This window comes from Sulfurovum sp. (assembly GCF_049668085.1).
Taxonomy (GTDB): Bacteria; Campylobacterota; Campylobacteria; order Campylobacterales; family Sulfurovaceae; genus Sulfurovum.
In genome coordinates this window covers 1-16,342 of sequence record NZ_JBATIY010000125.1, presented here as the reverse complement: position 1 = coordinate 16,342, position 16,342 = coordinate 1, and the positions used below count along the sequence as shown (strand labels likewise).

Genomic DNA, 16,342 nt, shown 5'->3' with positions numbered 1-16,342 from the left:
GCAAACACGTAAATATATTGAACTAGAGAAAAAACGTATACATCCCACAGAGGTAGCGTTTACAGTGACAGAAATGCTTGAAAACCACTTCCCGGAAATAGTAGAGAGTGGGTTTACTTCAAATATGGAAGAGACACTCGATGAGATAGCAGAGGGAACGACTGACTGGCAAACTATCCTTAAAGAATTCTACACACCTTTTGTACAGAAAGTAGAAGAGGGTAAGAAAAATATCAAAAGTCTTAAAATAGCCATCCCGACAGGAGAAAATTGTCCTAAATGTGACTCTGAGCTTCTTTTGCGAAAAGGACGTTATGGTGAATTTATCGCATGCAGTAACTTCCCTAAATGCAAATACACAAAAAATACAGATGGTACAGAAATAGAAGGACCAGAAGAGACAGACGAGAAATGTGAAAAGTGTGGTTCCATGATGGTCATAAAGAACTCTAAAAGAGGAAAATTCCTTGCTTGTTCTGCTTATCCAAAATGTAAAAATGCTAAATCCCTTGAGCCTGCCAAAGAGATCAGCGTTCCTTGTCCGGAATGTGGAGGGAAACTTCACGAAAGAGAAGGAAGAAGAGGGAAATTCTTTGGATGCGTGAATTATCCAAAATGCAAATTTATTGCAAACTTTGAACCTGTAGACAAAAAATGTCCGGAGTGTGGCTACACTATGGGTAAAAAAACCCTCAAAAATGGTGATGTCTATGAGTGTTTTAAATGTAATCATAAAGAAGAGGCAAAGTAATGACCAATCATAAACAGATATTTTTATGCGCTATCAATAATATCCTTAGCGGTACCTGCCAAGAGGACTGTAAATTCTGTACACAGAGTGTAAGATATCATGCAGATATCCAACGTTACAACTATAAAAATATAGACCAGATCGTTTCTGAAGCCAAAGCGGCAAAAGCTAATGGTGCCTTAGGGTATTGTTTGGTAACTGCAGGCAAAGGACTTGATGACAAAAAAGTTGACTTTGTTGCACGTGCTGCACAAGCGGTCAAGGCTGAAGTACAAGAACTCAATCTTATCGCATGTAATGGTACAGCAAACAAAGAGCAGCTTCTATACCTTAAAGACCATGGTATAGACAGCTACAACCATAATCTTGAAACCTCAGAGCGTTATTATGCAGATATCTGTACGACACATGCCTGGAGTGAACGCTATGAGACATGTGAAAATGTCAAGTCAGTTGGTCTTGCACTTTGTTCAGGTGGTATCTTTGGCATGGGAGAGACACAAGAAGATAGAGACTCTCTTCTGAATTCAATTGCATCCCTTCAACCTGAATCCACACCTCTGAACTTTTATCATCCCAATCCTGCACTCCCTATTAAATCTAGAAATATTGAACTGGACGAAGCTGTAGAGATCATCAAAAAAGCACGTAGTTTACTGGGAGAAGATAAACTCCTTATGGTTGCAGGTGGCCGTGAACTGCTATTTAACGGGAAAGAAGAGCTGATGTTCGAATCTGGTGCAAATTCTATGGTGATAGGAAACTATTTAACCACAGAAGGTATTGATGCAAATAAAGACAAAGAGATGCTCGATCGACTAGGTTACAAGGTAGCAACGACCTGTGATACACACTAACATTATTCTGATACTCACACTGTCACTGTTAATTTGGGGTAGCCCATTCGTTGCAAAATTCTTACGTTTACCTATCCCTCCTGTGGAGATTATTTTAGGGTCGATCGTTGCCTATCTTGGCTTAGTTGGGCATAACCAGTATTTTAATCTCATCGCTGAAGTCGGCTTCCTCTATCTTATGTTTTTGGCTGGTATGGAAGTGGATCTTAAGCAGATCACAAAAAGCCCTAAGATCGTCATACAAAGATCTATGCTATTTTTGCTTTTTATGGTCGCCTTTTCTATTATCTTTGGATTTATCTTTGATCTGCATGCGATTGTGATCATCTCTATGCCACTTATATCTATAGGTTTACTGGCTTCATTATCAAAAGTATACGGAAAAGAAGAACCATGGATACGCTTGGCTTTTATCGCAGGTGTATTGGGCGAGATATTAAGTATCGCTGCACTTACTATTTTCGATGCTGCCATTACTACAGGGACTCCTCTAGAGCTTATTTTAAAAATCGGATACTTGCTCTTGTTCATCTTTGTCATTTATATACTTTACCGAATATTAAATTTACTTTTTTGGTGGTATCCGGAATTAAAAAGTACCCTGGTTCCGAAATTAGATACCTCGGCACAAGATATTCGTCTCTCTATGGCGCTCTTTTTTATCCTGATCGCAATTATGTTGTCATTGGAGCTAGAAGTAGCTTTAGGTGCATTTATTGCAGGGATAGCTATTTCTGCCTTCTTTCACCATGAAAAGGAACTGGAAGAAAAAATGTCTAGTCTTGGTTTTGGTTTTTTGGTTCCTCTCTTCTTTATCCATGTTGGAGCCTCTTTTGATCTGGATGCGCTTCCACTTGAAGGTGTGGTCTCAGGGGCACTGCTTATTACAGTGTTAATGATCGTTTCTAGATTATTTGCGGCAATTGTATTGAAAGGAATTAGTGGAACGAAAGATGCGGTACTTATAGCGCTTTCACTCTCTATGCCATTGACCCTACTTGTTGCTGTTGCAACGATTGGATATGACACAAAGTTATTAGACCTGTTGACCTATTATCAACTTATCTTGGCGAGTATTTTTGAAATTTTGATCTCTATGACTATTATTAAAGTATTACAGGCAAATAATCGCCTTAACCCAAAAAAGCCAAGTAGCTAAGAGAAGATTATTCTTCTCTTCTCATCTCCTGTATTGCTTCCCAATATGCCATATCCGCTGCATCTTTTGCTTCTTGTGCTTCACGTTCAGGATCTATATCAACGATTGTTTCAGTGACAGTCTTTTTTTGAACCACTTCTTTTTGTTCTGTCTCTTGTTCAGCTACTTTTTCTTCTACTGCTTTCTCAGCAGCTTCTTTTTCTGCTGCTTCTTTCGCAAGTTTTTCAGCTCTTTGTTTCTCATACGCTTCAACTTCTCGTTGTTCTTGCTCTTTTGCTTTTTTTAATTCTTCCTCTTTAACACTTATCTGTGCGACCATTGCTTCTTTTTCTTTTTGAATTCTCGCCTCTTCTGCTTTCTCTGCAGCAAGTGCTTCAGCCTTCTTCGCTTCTTCAGCCTTTTTAGCGTCTTCTTTTCTCTTAGCTTCAGCTACAGCTTCTTTTCTAATCGCCTCAGCTTTGTCATCTTGGGCTTCTTTTTGCTCCATCACTACAGGTTCTGGTGCATCAATATCATCATCTTTAAGTTCTTCATCATCTCCAAACTCATCATCTGATCCTGCCGCTTCTCTCAAGTCAGAAAGAAATGAATGTGTTTCTTTATCGATGTCACTAAAATCAGCTGCATTCCCACTCACAAACAATAACGCAACTCCTGCCCATAAATACTTTTTCATACTTTACTCCTTTGGTTCTAATTGTTTTAGTTCAAAATACTCTTTTTGAAGTCTTTGGTTTTCAACTTTTAATATTTTCTCTTCAAGAGACAAGCCTTGTTTCTTCTCTTTTAACTGATTCAGAACAGTTAAGGAGTTTTCCCCATAGACCAAGACACCTACATAAACACCAAAAAGAAGAATACCTATAACCGTCACTAAAAAAGTTTTTAGCGAAAGTCCGGCTATGCCACTCCCTTTTTTTAAATCTGTCATATACTATACCATAATTACTTTGTAAAAAGTGATGCGCCCAAATACTCAAACTGTCCAAGTTCTGCTTCAATCTCGAGTAATCTGTTATATTTAGCGATTCTATCGCTTCTTGCTGTTGATCCTGTTTTGATCTCACCGGTATTCAATGCTACTGCAAAGTCTGCGATAAAAGTATCTTCACTCTCACCTGAACGGTGCGACATTACACAGGTATATCCACTTCTTTGTGCAAGTCTTACCGTTTGCATTGTTTCAGAAACAGTTCCTATCTGATTTGGCTTGATTAAGATAGAGTTTGCAATATCTTTTTCAATACCCTCTGCCAAAATAGCTACATTGGTTACGAACAGGTCATCTCCAACAAGTTGGACCTTATCTCCTAGTACTTCAGTCAGCTCTTTCCATCCTGCCCAATCATCTTCACCCAAACCATCTTCAATAGAAACGATCGGATACTTCGCACACATATCAGCATAATATGCTGTAAGCTCTGAACTTGTGATCTCTCTATTTTCAGATTTCAACACATAAAGTCCCTCGTCATTAAGAAGCTCACTTGCAGCAACATCTAAAGCAATAGCGATCTGTTCCCCAGGTTTATATCCTGCTTTTTCGATCGCTTGCATAATAACCTGAATAGGCTCTTCATTGCTTTTAAGGTTTGGTGCAAAACCACCTTCATCTCCAACAGCGGTACTTTCACCCATACCATCAATGATCTTTTTAAGGTTATGATATACTTCCGCACAGGCTCTTAGTCCTTCCGAAAATCTGTCAAACCCTACTGGCATAACCATATACTCTTGAAAATCTACAGAGTTGTTTGCATGCTCTCCACCATTAATGATATTAAGCATAGGAACAGGCATTACCACTGCATTTGCTCCACCAAGATAACGGTAAAGAGGCATTCCCATACTTCTCGCCGCTGCACGTGCGACTGCCATAGATACACCAAGAACTGCATTGGCACCCATGTTTCCATAGTTTTCCGTACCGTCTACTTCCTTCATCACAAGGTCAATTTCAGCCTGATTAAAAGGACTGAGTCCAACAAGGGCATCGCAGATAGGTCCATTAACATTTTCACACGCTTGAAGTACACCTTTACCCATATATCTATCACCACCATCACGTAGTTCAAGCGCCTCACGTTTACCTGTACTTGCACCACTAGGCACAATAGCACTCTCTACTGTTCCATCACTCAAACTTATGGTTGCTCTTACTGTAGGATTCCCTCTACTATCCATCACCTCTGTTGCTACGACTTCATCGATAAAAATCATCTATATCCTTTATATGCATTTACTGTTTTCATTTGTCTATTATTTTATCGAAATTTACCCTATACTTAAATGAGTATCGTCAAACAAAGAAATATAAGGGATTTATCCTGTAGCTTAATGTTGGTTTCTGATCTCAATGCGTAAAAAATTGACTATAAGAGATCTATTGATATATACGAAATTTGATATATTTGTGCGTATTTTAAAAGGCTAGATCATGAAGTATGTTTACACTATGTATAAAGTGTCAACTACTGTTTGACACTTTATGTCTGTTCATGAATCTTAATCTCCGCTCATTTCATCCTCATCCACAGCGAGACCTTCGCCAAAACCTAATGCCTCTTTTATTTTACCTTCTATCTCTGCCATCATTTCAGGGTTTTCTTGAATGGTGATCTTCGCATTTTCTTTACCCTGACCCAATTTCTCAGACCCATAACTGAACCATGCACCTGATTTATCGACAATGTCCATCTTTACACCATAGTCAATGAGTTCACCCACGAAAGAGATACCCTCACCAAACATAATATCAAACTCCGCTTGTCTAAACGGTGGAGCTACTTTATTTTTCACTACTTTTGCCTTGACACGGTTACCTATGGAAGATTCCCCTTGTTTTAGTGTAGCGATACGACGCACATCAATTCTCACGGAACAGTAGAACTTCAATGCATTTCCACCCGTTGTTGTCTCCGGCGATCCATATCCCATAGTCCCGATCTTCATACGAATTTGGTTGATGAATATAACCGTTGTGTTTGTCTTATGTAAGATCGCTGTCAGTTTACGTAGTGCCTGAGACATAAGTCTTGCCTGAAGGCCAACATGTGTATCTCCCATGTCCCCTTCTATCTCACTTTTTGGGGTAAGTGCTGCAACAGAATCGACAACGATCAGATCAACTGCTCCTGATCTTGTCAATGTTTCCAGTACATCAAGTGCCTGCTCACCAAAATCTGGCTGCGACACCAAAAGGTTATCTGTATCTACCCCTAGGTTTTTAGCATACACAACATCCAATGCATGTTCAGCATCGATAAAGGCACACACCATATCCTTTTTTTGCGCCGAAGCGATCGTTTGCAGAGCAAGTGTTGTTTTACCTGATGACTCAGGACCATAGATCTCTATAATACGCCCTTGAGGTATACCACCGATCCCTAGAGCCATGTCTAACCCAAGTGAACCGGTTGATATTGATTCAATAGGCTCAAACTCTTTATCTCCCAGTCTCATTAGAGTACCTTTACCAAACGTCTTATCGATCTGTTTGATCGCCATATCCAGTGCTTTTTGCTTGTTTGCGTCCATTGCCATTGTCATATCCTTAACCTTAATGTTGAATTCTAGCACCATTCTAATACGTTTCGTACACAAGATACAAAAATATGTCAAATTGACATGTTTTTTATAAAATTCACTAAAAAGTTACCACAAATACAAACAATGATAAAATACATTTACATTAAAAAAGTGAGTACCTAACCTATGAACCCTATACAATTAGCCCATTCTCCGGATGCAGATGATATCTTTATGTATTTTGCCATTAAATTTGGCTGGGTTGACACCAAAAGTTATACTTTTGAGAATATTGGACTCGATATTGAAACGCTCAATGTAGAAGCACTTAAGGGAACCTATGATGTCTCTGCGATCAGTTTTGGTATGTACCCCCTCATAAAAAATGAATATGCTTTACTTCGTACTGCCGTCAGTTTTGGAGAAGGGTATGGGCCTAAACTCATACGCCGAAAAGACAAAAAACTCAAACGTAATTTCAAAGTAGCCCTTTCTGGAAAATATACGACCAATGCCATGCTTTTCAGAATTTATTACCCTGATGCAAGACCCGTTTATATGGATTTCTTAGAAATTGAAGAGGCTGTGATCTCAGGAAAAGTGGATGCAGGTGTACTTATTCATGAATCTATCTTAGATTTTGATGAAAGCTTGGAAGTGGAAAAAGAGATATGGGACATTTGGGTCGAATTGGCAGGAGAGGGACTACCTCTACCTCTGGGCGGTATGGCTATTCGCAGGAGTTTACCGCTAAACCGAGCTATAGAAATAGAAAATATTCTGATAGACGGTGTTAAAATAGCCAACGACAGAAAAGAAGAACTCTGTGCAAAATTAGAAGCAGATAATCTTGTTCGTATCTCCGATGAAATGCTTAAAAAATATCTTGATATGTATGCTTCGGATGAATCCGTTGAACTCTCTACACTACAACTTAAAGCACTGGATAAACTCTATGAGATAGGCTCTAAAAATGGTTTATGGGAGTCACCCATCAAAACGGAAGAGTATTTGATCCCTAAAGAGTATGAATCCCTACGGAACAGTTAAATGTTTTTTAAAGCGATAGACTTCTCCAAATACTCCAGTATCAAGGTGGGACAACCCACTCAAGTGCTTATGATAGAAGAAGGCGATGTGATGCCTAATGACAGATACCTCATCGGCGGTGCAAATAACCTACTGGTTTCACCTACCCCTCCCCCACTCATGATGCTTTCTAAAGACTTTGCCACCATCACACAAGAAGAAAATATGTTGACTATTGGAGCAGCGATGCCTACAGGACGTATAGTCTCTTATGCCAAAAAAAATAACATTGCAGGTTTTGAATTTTGCTCCAAGCTCCCTGGTACACTTGGAGGCATGCTTGCCATGAATGCAGGAGTCAAAGAGTATGAGATATTTAATATTTTACACTCTATTAAGATCAATGGCGCATGGGTTTTAGCAGAAGATATAGAACACGGTTATCGTTTTGCCAAGCTACATGGTATCGCTACGCATGCTAAGTTTGAGATACACCATGGTTTCAATCAGATACTGCTGGATGAGCTTTTGAACCTACGTTCTAATCAACCACATCAACCAAGTGCAGGTTCAGCATTTAAAAATCCTGAAGGTGATTATGCGGGTCGTCTTATCGAAGCAGTTGGACTCAAAGGGAAAAGAAAAGGTCAAATGCAATGGAGTACTATACATGCCAATTTCTTAGTCAATTTGGGAGGAGGAACTTATGAAGAAGCTAAGTCTCTGATAGACTTAGCAAAAAATGAAGTTGTCAATCAATTTGATATAACATTAATAGAGGAAATTAAAATCCTCTAAAAAACTTATTTTACCGTTTCAGATCCAGAAAAGATATACCCTTCATCTAAACAACGCACACATCTAATGTAGTTAGACTGACTAGGCTTTCTTGCATATTGCATTGCATCTGCAGTGTAGACAACATTATATCTGTTCTCTGTTGTTGGTGTCGATGACCAAAAGTCTGAACCACGCCCGTATGTAAACGGGTTATTTTGTGGTGCATGCACATGCGTAAGCTCATCTGATGTTGGCAATCTCCAATCAGTATATCCACCATAATTCAAAGAGCGGCAATAATTCACCGCATGTCTATGTTTCCCTGCTTTTGCTACAGACTTCTCACGCTTGTAAGCCCCATCTTCAGCATCTGTATAGTCTTGGTCTTGCCACATAAGCCCTGCATCTGCTTCAACATAAACTTTATTCTCTTTACAAGTTTTGCTTGAGATCTTAGCAACAGGTGAAAGGGTAGTACCCGTATTTCCACCTGCCATAAGTAAAGTTGTTAACATAGAAATACATGCTGATGTAAGTATTTTTTTCATCTTTTTCTCCTTAGTTATCCAATATTATTCAATATCATAATATAAGATTCATCAAACCTAGCTAAATTTAGTCTATAATCTGAAATAATCTCACATTATACATTGATTATGCATAAATTTCTATTTTTATACCCAATGCGACAGCACGCCAGAGTTTATCCATCGCTCGATTAGGCACAGCCATGCAACCTTCGGTCCAATCACGTGAAAGCGTATAGTTATCACCTCTACCATCTGCATTCCACTTAGGCTGACCATGAATCGTAATATACCCTCCAGGATTAACGCCATTTGAACGTGCCCTTATCCTGTCAGCCGGGCTAGGATATGAGATCATAAGGGATTTATAAAGTCTTGAATCACATTTTTTTCTTACGATCGTATAAGATCCTTCTGGTGTTCTATAGTCACCCGCTTTTACTTTATTCCCACCATTCGCGCCACCATTTGCGCCTAAAGACATACGAAATTCATCAACGACCTTACCATCTCTGTAGACATACATCATTCTTTTTTTCTTGTAAACAACGATCTTATCTATCTTCTCATCATGTTTGATCTCTGCCCCTCTTGCTAACTCTCTAATGCACTCTTTTGTCGCATAAGGTGTTTGATCAAGTTTCCCATAATAGGTATTATCATTTCCACATCCGGTCATGAATAGTACGATACCTAGACCCAGCATACTCAATTTTATTTTCATTTATTTCCTTTTTCTCAAATAATTAACCCCAATCTTCATTTTGACGTTTTGATTTATGTTTGTCTTTTTTATAAGAGGTACCATTTTTTAACTTCTGTAGTCGATTAAGATTACTCATCTCCGCTTCTCTTATATCAGAAAAATTCTTATCTGTAAACAATTCAGCCAAACAGGTTTGCCGATGAAGACGAGTAATATACTCTTTTAACTGCTGATGATACTCCGACTCCAGCTGCACTTCAACTTTTTCATCAAACTTCTTTTTCAATTGCCCAAATTTCCTTACGAAATCCTCAGCCAATATATTATCATCTCTAAACATACGAAAGAGGTTTTTACTTACTTTTTCTAATTCTACTATATATTTTTGACGATTAAATTTATCGATCTGCTTTTGTGTATATCTCATAACACGCCTTTACCGTATAACAATGGGAACACCTTCCCTGACAGCATACCACAACTCTTTCATGGCAGAATTTGTTACAGCCACACACCCTTGCGTCCAATTTTGTGAAAGCGTATAACTATCCCCTTTACCATCGGCATTCCATGCAGGTTGCCCATGAAGGGTAACAGCCCCTCCAGGACTTACTCCCCTTTTTGCGGCACTTGCCTTATCCTCTGGGCGTGGATAGGAAATACACAGGGAGCGATAATATTTAGGAGAACAGAGTTTCCTATGGATAAAAAATTCACCTTCAGGCGTTTTGTTGTCTCCTTGCTGCTGTTTGTGTCCAACAGGATTTTTCCCTAAAGAGACCGGCAGTGTATTGACGACTTTATTATCTCTATACAAATACATTTTACGCTCTTTTTTTATGACAATGATCTTATCTATACTATCGCCTGGAGAATAATCTTCCGCATTAAGCAATTCTTCTCTACACTCTTCAAGATTATATTGGTCCTTAGGAAGATCCGGTTCACCACATCCTACTAACCATATCAGCATAATAAATACATAGAGATAATGCATATTCTAATAGTATCCTTCAAACATTTAATTGGGGTATTCTAACACAAATTGGATAATGATAAATAAATAAAATTGAAAAAAGAACGCAGTAAGAAAAAGGGTGGATGAACACTCCCTATAGAAAGTGTTCATCAAAAATAAAAAAGCGGATTAACAAGCTGCCGTAGCTGCTGCTAACGCTTCTTCATAGTTTGGCTCTTCTGTAATTTCAGGGACTACTTGCTTATAAGTAATTTTACCATCTTTACCGACAACGAAAATAACTCTAGCCATGATACCCGCTAAAGGACCATCTGCCAAAAGAACACCATAGTTGTTAGCAAAATCTTTGTTTCTGAAGTCTGAACATACTTTAATATTATCGATACCAGCCGCACCACACCATCTTGCTGCTGCAAATGGAAGGTCCATAGACACTGTAATAACTTCTACACCCTCAAGGCTAGCTGCTTCAGCGTTAAATCTTCTAGTCTCTGCATCACATACACCTGTATCAAGTGATGGTACTGCTACTACCAATTGAACTTTACCTTCACCACCAATTGTCTCATCTTGAAGCATTGGATCACAATTTACCACTGTAGTTACTGGAGCTGTGTCACCTACGTTGATTTCTGTACCTGCTAGGGTACATACGATGTCGTTTTTAAATGTTACTGTTGCCATTTTTAATTTCCTGTAAAATAATTTTTGTACAGGCATTATGTCTTAAAAAATATAAATTCAGTCTTAAATAAGACAATTTTTATCTTATTTTTTCAAAAGCGTGATAATTACCTGGGAAAAGCATATAAAATATTACTTTTAGTGAACGACAAAGTACGCCGTTTACTAAACTATGCTTACATCCCAGGAAGTCTAGGTATCTTTCCTAGTTTAGAATAACGACAATACCATCCCCACATCTTTTTCATCCAGTGACCTACGATCGGCAAAGGAATCATTTTACCTCCTTTGTCACTACGGTATACAAAAGCTGCACCATTACCCGTATCCATCACACATAAAATATTGAGATGGTCCATATAACTTTGTTTTGAATCTATATTTTGGATATCATTAAAAATATTATAGGCCGCATTCTTAGCCATCACCTCAGCCACATGCCCCTGTTTTGCTCTCCATTCCGGTCCCATAAGCGCAGCAGAGTCACCGATGGCATACACACCATCAACGCCCTCTATTTCATTATATTCGTTCGTAACAACATAACCGGCATCACTGAGGGGAAGTCCCGACTCTTTTAGGATGTTATGTCCCGTCCCTGCTGAAATGAACATCGTCAGATCTGATTCTAATTTCGTCTCATCTTCAAAACAGATACCATCTTCTTCAAAATGTGTGATTTTAGAACCAACTTTTTTATGAATGTTTGTCATCTTGAACATCTTTTCCATCATGACTAACGCTTTTTCACCCATCTTTTGTCCAGGTTTTTCCATCGGAGCAAAAAAAGTAAGTTCAAAGTTATCACGCACACCTTTTTTCTTCAAATAGGTATCCACATTAAAGAGCACTTCAAATGCAGGTCCGCCACGTACAGCAGACGTATCTTTCGGATTACCGCCAAACCCCATCGCAATTTTTCCTTCTCGCTTCTGGATAAGTGCATCTAGACGTTCATAAAGTGCCGTAGCCTCTTCTGGTTTCCCGCAGATGGTCAGGGTATGTTCTATGCCCTTATGCTGCATCTTATCTTGCCCGAGTGCCACTACGATATAGGCAAACTCATCCAAAATACGACCGCTCTGTAAGGTCACTTTTTTTGACTGGGCGTCAAACTGTTCTACAGGATCTACGATAAGCTTAAATCCATGTTTCATTGCAAGTTTATCTAAAGGAACAGAAACATCTTCTCTTGTGACATCTCCTGTGGGTATCCAAATAGAAGTAGGATAGATATAAAAATAGTCTCTGTCGCTGACCAAAGTGACATCTAAATCTTGTTTTCTAAGGTATATAGCAGCTTCAACTCCTGCAAAACCACCACCCAACACCAATACTTTATTCATATCCTCTCCTGCTACTTCAATACGCCTATTTGTTCTTTCGTTTCTAGCTCATCTGACACAGTTGAATTGGCGATCAATATCCCATAGATAGCTCCGACCAGTAATCCGGAGAGAATGACGATCCACACCGTCAATCTCTTTTCGGTGCTTCCTTTCGCCTTATAGTCTTCTATTTTGTCAAGTGTTGGTTCCGTATTATTCATCGCTTCTCCTTATTTCTTAACCAAGTCTGCACGTGGGTAGAAGAACACCATCTCTCTATCGACCACAATTTTCTCTTTATCCTCTATAGCATACGCTCTAATAAGTATTGGTACAGGAACGTCTTTTCTTGTATTGTGTGCCAATTGCTCTTTTGTTTCCAAAATGACTACTTTTTTCTTTTTCTTCCCTGCCCCCAATTTAAATGGTTCAGAAGGACGTTTGATCGTAATTTTATCATTTCCTACAATTTCAAAGTAATAAGTATGCTCTTTTCTATCTGTGTTAGCGAACATGAAAATATAGTCATTTTGTACTGTGCCGTCATCCAGCACCTTATAAAGTCTCTGCCCTTTGTTAATATTTAAAAGCATATGTTCTTTTTTACTTCCCATTGCGAATAGTGCCACCAGTACGATCATAAGTACTGCAAAATATGCAATCACCTTACCTCGGAAGTAGTTGGTTTTCCCTGCATGATGAAGTGTCTCTTTTTCACTTGACCACTGCACTAAACTCGGTTTACCCAATGCCCCCATCACGGACGTACAGGCATCTACACACTCAAGGCAGTTGATGCACTCAAGCTGTAATCCTTTTCTGATGTCAATATGAGTAGGACATACTGTCACACATGATTCACAAGTGTTACATTCTGCAGTACTGTCTACCTTTAGTAACTCTTTATAGCTGCTAAATTTCTTCTCTCTCTCGTATCCATGTCCTTCATAGATGTCTCCACCCCGAATAGGATCATACACTGCCATGATCGTATCATCATCATAAAGTACTGACTGTACACGGCTATAAGGACAAATATACACACAGAAATTTTCTTTGATAAACACAACATCCACGATAAGAAACAATGCGATTGCGACCAACATTCCGACCAAAAGCATATGCTCACTAGGATTTGCCAAGTATGCAAAGAAATCTTCTGGCGGAACGAAAAACCACAAAAAGTTTGCTGCCGCTATAAATGCCAGTACAGACCACAGGAGTACAGCGATGACAGACTTTATTTTATTTTCCATCTTAGACATATCCGGATCTTTTTGTTTATTTTTAATCTTTTTACGAAGTCCTAAAAGTTTGGTCTCTATCCCGTCTCTATAAATAACCCTAAAGATCGTCTGAGGACAAGCCCATCCACACCAGGCTCTACCACCAACTGCGGTGACCGCAAAGATCCCAAGAAAAAGAAGCATAAGCAAGAATGGCATCAAATAGAGCTCTTGCATATCAAAGGCTACACCTGCCAAATGTAATTTTTTCTGATCAAAACTCAGTAGAAACAGGTGGTTACCATTGATAGTAATCCATGGCACTGAAACTGCTATGATCGTTGCGATGACATACGCCCAGTATCTTCTTATACGATAAGGTATCCAACCCTTTAAATACTCTTTTGCTTTATTGTTTTTCTTTCCCTTTTCCGGGAGACATTGTTCTTGTTCTATTGTTGCTTCCATTACGACACCTTCTGTTTTTTTTCTTTTCTATCTTGTTCAAATGGACAAATAAGCACTATGTTGTCCATACCTCTATTTGTATTGGCTTTGTGCATTTCTATCCAAGACCCTTCTATTAACTCTTTGATCCCACGTGATTCTATGTAATCCTTCAAAGAACTTCGACTTACCTCTAATTCTCTAGCTATAGCACTTACACTCATCCCTTGTCCCAAATAAGTGATGATCTCCCTTTGGTGAACATCAAACTTAGAACTTGACTTGCTTCCTTTGGGACGTCCTATCTGATTTGTTTTTCCCTTTTCCTCTGTCCTTAATACATTCAGCAAAGGGAATATCTCAACCATATTTGTCTCTTTATTCATAAGTATGTTTGAATCTACGACCCAAAGATCTACATTATGACTCAGCATACAGTTGATCACCTTGATCAGTTCTTCTACCTTATCACTCAATACAAGTAAGGAAGAAACAATAACCGTATTGCCCTCTTGCATCGTTTTTAAAAACGATTCAAACTCTTTTCTCTCATCCAAAAGAAGGTTTTTAGTAGCATATTCAACTACTTCTTTGTCGATTTTGAGTGATTCTTTTAATGAAAAGGAAAGAATATCACTTTGCTGCGTAGTCAAATGTGGAAAACCAGGTACTTGCCTCATATATGCATAAACCATATTACTCCTTTATAATTTTTATTATCTTATCTTATCTGATGATTAAAGTCAAGTTAAATTATACTATTTTCGTCATTTTGTCTATTTTTATCGTCAAATTTTCTTTATTTATCTCTATTTTATGTTAAAATGCGCCTAACGCATATAAAAGTATAAGGACAAAATGTGAACCTTACACATCTAGACGAACAAAATAAACCAAAGATGGTCGATGTCTCAGACAAAGACAACACAACCCGTATTGCTACTGCAAGCGGCATTATAGAAGTAGGCCAACCTGCATTTGATGCCGTTGTGGCAAATACAGCAAAAAAAGGCCCTGTTCTGCAAACTGCGGTTATTGCTGCCATTCAAGGAACCAAACAAACCTCAACACTCATTCCTATGTGTCATCCCTTGATGCTGACATCTGTTAAAACTGATGTAGAAGAACTCCCGGAACTTCCAGGTTTCAAGCTGACAGTGACAGCTAAACTTAATGGACAAACAGGTGTAGAGATGGAAGCCCTTACAGGCGTAAGCGTAGGACTGCTTACTATTTACGACATGCTCAAAGCTATCGATAAAGGTATGGTCATTAAAAATGTTCAACTGGAAAATAAATCCGGTGGTAACAGTGGCGACTTTAATCGTGCATAAGATTTAACAGGAGAAGCAATGATTTTAGATGATAACACACCCCAAAAACCCAAAATAGAATATCCGACCCAATGGGGATTTAAACTCATAGGCAGAGACAAGGAAGCACTTTTGAAGTGTATCCAAGAAGCTATGGGAGAGAAAGAGCACCTTTGCTCTTTAGGAAATGCATCAAGAACAGGCAAGTTTCATACCTATAATGCCAGTTGTGTGGTAGAGACAGAAGAAGAGAGAGATCGTATCTTTAAATACTGCCAAGATCATGATGATGTGGATATGGTAATCTAATTCACCTTATCCTTTTAGTTTTTGTAACATCCTATCTGCACTGAGACTCACTAGCATAGAAATAATCACATATGCCAAGAAAAAGTAAAGCCCCATTTCAATTTCTGCACGGCTTACATCCCCTTTGTTGGCGGTAAGATACACTAAAAATACCGCTACAACAAAAACATCTACCATCGACCATTTCCCTATCATCTTAAAAAACTTAATGATACCATGGGCAGATCTGCTTTCCATAAATATAGATACGACGAGCAAAGAGAGTACTTTAAGCACAGGTACGACAACAGAAAAGAGCAAGATAACCATAGCAACCACAATATCCCCTGTTTCCCAAAGTTTTACTATGGATCCTATGACCCCTTTCGATTCAAAAGAAAGGACAATGTCCCCCAAATATTCCACTTCTTTATGAATGGTCACCATTAAGATAGGGGTGATCAGTCCAAAAACAAGGGCAACCATAGCAGACAGAGAACCAAACAGCGTAAATGTGCGTAAAGAGACAACAAAGAAAGAGAGCAATACAACAGAAAGTAGACACATAAAGTAAAAGGTATACTCCTGCGCTTTTATCATAGCCGCTTCTTGTTTTTCACGAACCTTATCAAGTTTCATTTTCAGTTCATCATCATACAGGTCACCAAACAAACTTTTTGCAAATTGCTCAAGCTTTAAACTCGCCTGTTGCCCTGCATCCTGATAAGAGACCAGTTCTG

At 38.7% G+C, this 16,342-nt stretch carries 21 protein-coding genes; 7 read left to right on the top strand and 14 right to left on the bottom strand.

The window, feature by feature from the left end; all coding sequences use genetic code 11:
• The 3 genes from WBM70_RS08240 to WBM70_RS08230 form a co-directional block, all read left to right on the top strand.
• Positions 1-751 (top strand): topoisomerase DNA-binding C4 zinc finger domain-containing protein (locus tag WBM70_RS08240; protein WP_424558026.1); only part of this gene is annotated, 751 nt, incomplete at its 5' end.
• A complete protein-coding gene (locus WBM70_RS08235) occupies positions 751-1,608 on the top strand; it encodes a biotin synthase (RefSeq protein WP_424558025.1) in 858 nt (285 codons plus the stop codon). The genes WBM70_RS08240 and WBM70_RS08235, both read left to right, overlap by 1 nt.
• Positions 1,595-2,767 carry a cation:proton antiporter gene (locus WBM70_RS08230; RefSeq protein WP_424558024.1) on the top strand — a complete coding sequence of 391 codons (1,173 nt, stop codon included), beginning with the start codon at positions 1,595-1,597 and terminating at the stop codon, positions 2,765-2,767. Before WBM70_RS08235 ends, WBM70_RS08230 begins: the two co-directional genes overlap by 14 nt.
• Positions 2,768-2,774: 7 nt before the next feature.
• On the opposite strand, the gene WBM70_RS08225 is transcribed toward WBM70_RS08230, so the two are convergent.
• The 4 genes from WBM70_RS08225 to recA form a co-directional block, all read right to left on the bottom strand.
• Positions 2,775-3,443: a hypothetical protein gene (locus tag WBM70_RS08225; RefSeq protein WP_424558023.1), complete on the bottom strand. Its 669-nt coding sequence runs from the start codon at positions 3,441-3,443 to the stop codon at positions 2,775-2,777.
• A gap of 3 nt (positions 3,444-3,446) precedes the next feature.
• A complete protein-coding gene (locus tag WBM70_RS08220; RefSeq protein WP_424558022.1) occupies positions 3,447-3,698 on the bottom strand; it encodes a hypothetical protein in 252 nt (83 codons plus the stop codon).
• Positions 3,699-3,712: 14 nt separating this feature from the next.
• Positions 3,713-4,987 carry a phosphopyruvate hydratase gene (eno, locus tag WBM70_RS08215; RefSeq protein ID WP_424558021.1) on the bottom strand — a complete coding sequence of 425 codons (1,275 nt, stop codon included), beginning with the start codon at positions 4,985-4,987 and terminating at the stop codon, positions 3,713-3,715.
• A gap of 285 nt (positions 4,988-5,272) precedes the next feature.
• Positions 5,273-6,310 carry a recombinase RecA gene (recA, locus tag WBM70_RS08210; protein WP_424558020.1) on the bottom strand — a complete coding sequence of 346 codons (1,038 nt, stop codon included), beginning with the start codon at positions 6,308-6,310 and terminating at the stop codon, positions 5,273-5,275.
• Between the two features lie 171 nt (positions 6,311-6,481).
• On the opposite strand from recA, the gene WBM70_RS08205 reads away from it, so the two are divergent.
• A complete protein-coding gene (locus WBM70_RS08205) occupies positions 6,482-7,345 on the top strand; it encodes a menaquinone biosynthesis family protein (RefSeq protein ID WP_424558019.1) in 864 nt (287 codons plus the stop codon).
• On the top strand, positions 7,346-8,122 hold the full coding sequence (locus WBM70_RS08200) for a UDP-N-acetylmuramate dehydrogenase (protein WP_424558018.1): 777 nt from the start codon (positions 7,346-7,348) through the stop codon (positions 8,120-8,122). It begins immediately after the preceding gene.
• 5 nt (positions 8,123-8,127) lie between these two features.
• Here WBM70_RS08200 and WBM70_RS08195 read toward each other — a convergent pair whose 3' ends face one another.
• The 9 genes from WBM70_RS08195 to WBM70_RS08155 form a co-directional block, all read right to left on the bottom strand.
• On the bottom strand, positions 8,128-8,652 hold the full coding sequence (locus tag WBM70_RS08195) for a DUF1566 domain-containing protein (RefSeq protein WP_424558017.1): 525 nt from the start codon (positions 8,650-8,652) through the stop codon (positions 8,128-8,130).
• A gap of 106 nt (positions 8,653-8,758) precedes the next feature.
• Complete coding sequence (locus WBM70_RS08190; RefSeq protein ID WP_424558016.1) at positions 8,759-9,355, bottom strand: L,D-transpeptidase family protein; 597 nt, start codon at positions 9,353-9,355, stop codon at positions 8,759-8,761.
• A 22-nt stretch (positions 9,356-9,377) separates the two neighbouring features.
• The gene (locus WBM70_RS08185; RefSeq protein WP_424558015.1) at positions 9,378-9,764 is read right to left on the bottom strand and encodes a hypothetical protein; all 387 of its coding nucleotides are present in this window, start codon (positions 9,762-9,764) and stop codon (positions 9,378-9,380) included.
• A gap of 9 nt (positions 9,765-9,773) precedes the next feature.
• A complete protein-coding gene (locus WBM70_RS08180) occupies positions 9,774-10,334 on the bottom strand; it encodes a L,D-transpeptidase family protein (protein ID WP_424558014.1) in 561 nt (186 codons plus the stop codon).
• 150 nt (positions 10,335-10,484) lie between these two features.
• Complete coding sequence (gene tpx / locus WBM70_RS08175; RefSeq protein ID WP_424558013.1) at positions 10,485-11,000, bottom strand: thiol peroxidase; 516 nt, start codon at positions 10,998-11,000, stop codon at positions 10,485-10,487.
• A gap of 176 nt (positions 11,001-11,176) precedes the next feature.
• Positions 11,177-12,346: an NAD(P)/FAD-dependent oxidoreductase gene (locus WBM70_RS08170; RefSeq protein ID WP_424558012.1), complete on the bottom strand. Its 1,170-nt coding sequence runs from the start codon at positions 12,344-12,346 to the stop codon at positions 11,177-11,179.
• An 11-nt stretch (positions 12,347-12,357) separates the two neighbouring features.
• Positions 12,358-12,549, bottom strand: coding sequence for a hypothetical protein (locus WBM70_RS08165; RefSeq protein ID WP_424558011.1), 192 nt, complete (start codon positions 12,547-12,549; stop codon positions 12,358-12,360).
• 9 nt (positions 12,550-12,558) lie between these two features.
• On the bottom strand, positions 12,559-14,022 hold the full coding sequence (gene ccoG, locus WBM70_RS08160) for a cytochrome c oxidase accessory protein CcoG (RefSeq protein ID WP_424558010.1): 1,464 nt from the start codon (positions 14,020-14,022) through the stop codon (positions 12,559-12,561).
• Positions 14,022-14,696: a recombinase family protein gene (locus WBM70_RS08155; protein WP_424558009.1), complete on the bottom strand. Its 675-nt coding sequence runs from the start codon at positions 14,694-14,696 to the stop codon at positions 14,022-14,024. Before WBM70_RS08155 ends, ccoG begins: the two co-directional genes overlap by 1 nt.
• Positions 14,697-14,861: 165 nt before the next feature.
• On the opposite strand from WBM70_RS08155, the gene moaC reads away from it, so the two are divergent.
• Positions 14,862-15,335 (top strand): cyclic pyranopterin monophosphate synthase MoaC, encoded by a 474-nt coding sequence (gene moaC / locus WBM70_RS08150; protein WP_424558008.1) that lies wholly within the window; start codon positions 14,862-14,864, stop codon positions 15,333-15,335.
• A gap of 18 nt (positions 15,336-15,353) precedes the next feature.
• A complete protein-coding gene (locus WBM70_RS08145; protein ID WP_424558007.1) occupies positions 15,354-15,623 on the top strand; it encodes an HP0495 family protein in 270 nt (89 codons plus the stop codon).
• A gap of 6 nt (positions 15,624-15,629) precedes the next feature.
• Here the strand turns inward: WBM70_RS08145 and WBM70_RS08140 are convergent.
• Positions 15,630-16,342: paraquat-inducible protein A (locus tag WBM70_RS08140; protein WP_424558006.1), on the bottom strand; the 713-nt coding region annotated here is incomplete at its 5' end.

What these genes read in the sequence shown, in the direction of transcription:
- WBM70_RS08170 (WP_424558012.1), bottom strand. Translation starts at nt 12,346, where the DNA reads ATGAATAAAGTATTGGTGTTGGGTGGTGGTTTTGCAGGAGTTGAAGCT.
- WBM70_RS08195 (WP_424558017.1), bottom strand. Translation starts at nt 8,652, where the DNA reads ATGAAAAAAATACTTACATCAGCATGTATTTCTATGTTAACAACTTTA.
- WBM70_RS08200 (WP_424558018.1), top strand. Translation starts at nt 7,346, where the DNA reads ATGTTTTTTAAAGCGATAGACTTCTCCAAATACTCCAGTATCAAGGTG.
- WBM70_RS08225 (WP_424558023.1), bottom strand. Translation starts at nt 3,443, where the DNA reads ATGAAAAAGTATTTATGGGCAGGAGTTGCGTTATTGTTTGTGAGTGGG.
- ccoG (WP_424558010.1), bottom strand. Translation starts at nt 14,022, where the DNA reads ATGGAAGCAACAATAGAACAAGAACAATGTCTCCCGGAAAAGGGAAAG.
- WBM70_RS08155 (WP_424558009.1), bottom strand. Translation starts at nt 14,696, where the DNA reads ATGGTTTATGCATATATGAGGCAAGTACCTGGTTTTCCACATTTGACT.
- WBM70_RS08145 (WP_424558007.1), top strand. Translation starts at nt 15,354, where the DNA reads ATGATTTTAGATGATAACACACCCCAAAAACCCAAAATAGAATATCCG.
- WBM70_RS08220 (WP_424558022.1), bottom strand. Translation starts at nt 3,698, where the DNA reads ATGACAGATTTAAAAAAAGGGAGTGGCATAGCCGGACTTTCGCTAAAA.
- WBM70_RS08190 (WP_424558016.1), bottom strand. Translation starts at nt 9,355, where the DNA reads ATGAAAATAAAATTGAGTATGCTGGGTCTAGGTATCGTACTATTCATG.
- WBM70_RS08235 (WP_424558025.1), top strand. Translation starts at nt 751, where the DNA reads ATGACCAATCATAAACAGATATTTTTATGCGCTATCAATAATATCCTT.
- WBM70_RS08180 (WP_424558014.1), bottom strand. Translation starts at nt 10,334, where the DNA reads ATGCATTATCTCTATGTATTTATTATGCTGATATGGTTAGTAGGATGT.
- tpx (WP_424558013.1), bottom strand. Translation starts at nt 11,000, where the DNA reads ATGGCAACAGTAACATTTAAAAACGACATCGTATGTACCCTAGCAGGT.
- eno (WP_424558021.1), bottom strand. Translation starts at nt 4,987, where the DNA reads ATGATTTTTATCGATGAAGTCGTAGCAACAGAGGTGATGGATAGTAGA.
- WBM70_RS08165 (WP_424558011.1), bottom strand. Translation starts at nt 12,549, where the DNA reads ATGAATAATACGGAACCAACACTTGACAAAATAGAAGACTATAAGGCG.
- WBM70_RS08185 (WP_424558015.1), bottom strand. Translation starts at nt 9,764, where the DNA reads ATGAGATATACACAAAAGCAGATCGATAAATTTAATCGTCAAAAATAT.
- WBM70_RS08205 (WP_424558019.1), top strand. Translation starts at nt 6,482, where the DNA reads ATGAACCCTATACAATTAGCCCATTCTCCGGATGCAGATGATATCTTT.
- recA (WP_424558020.1), bottom strand. Translation starts at nt 6,310, where the DNA reads ATGGCAATGGACGCAAACAAGCAAAAAGCACTGGATATGGCGATCAAA.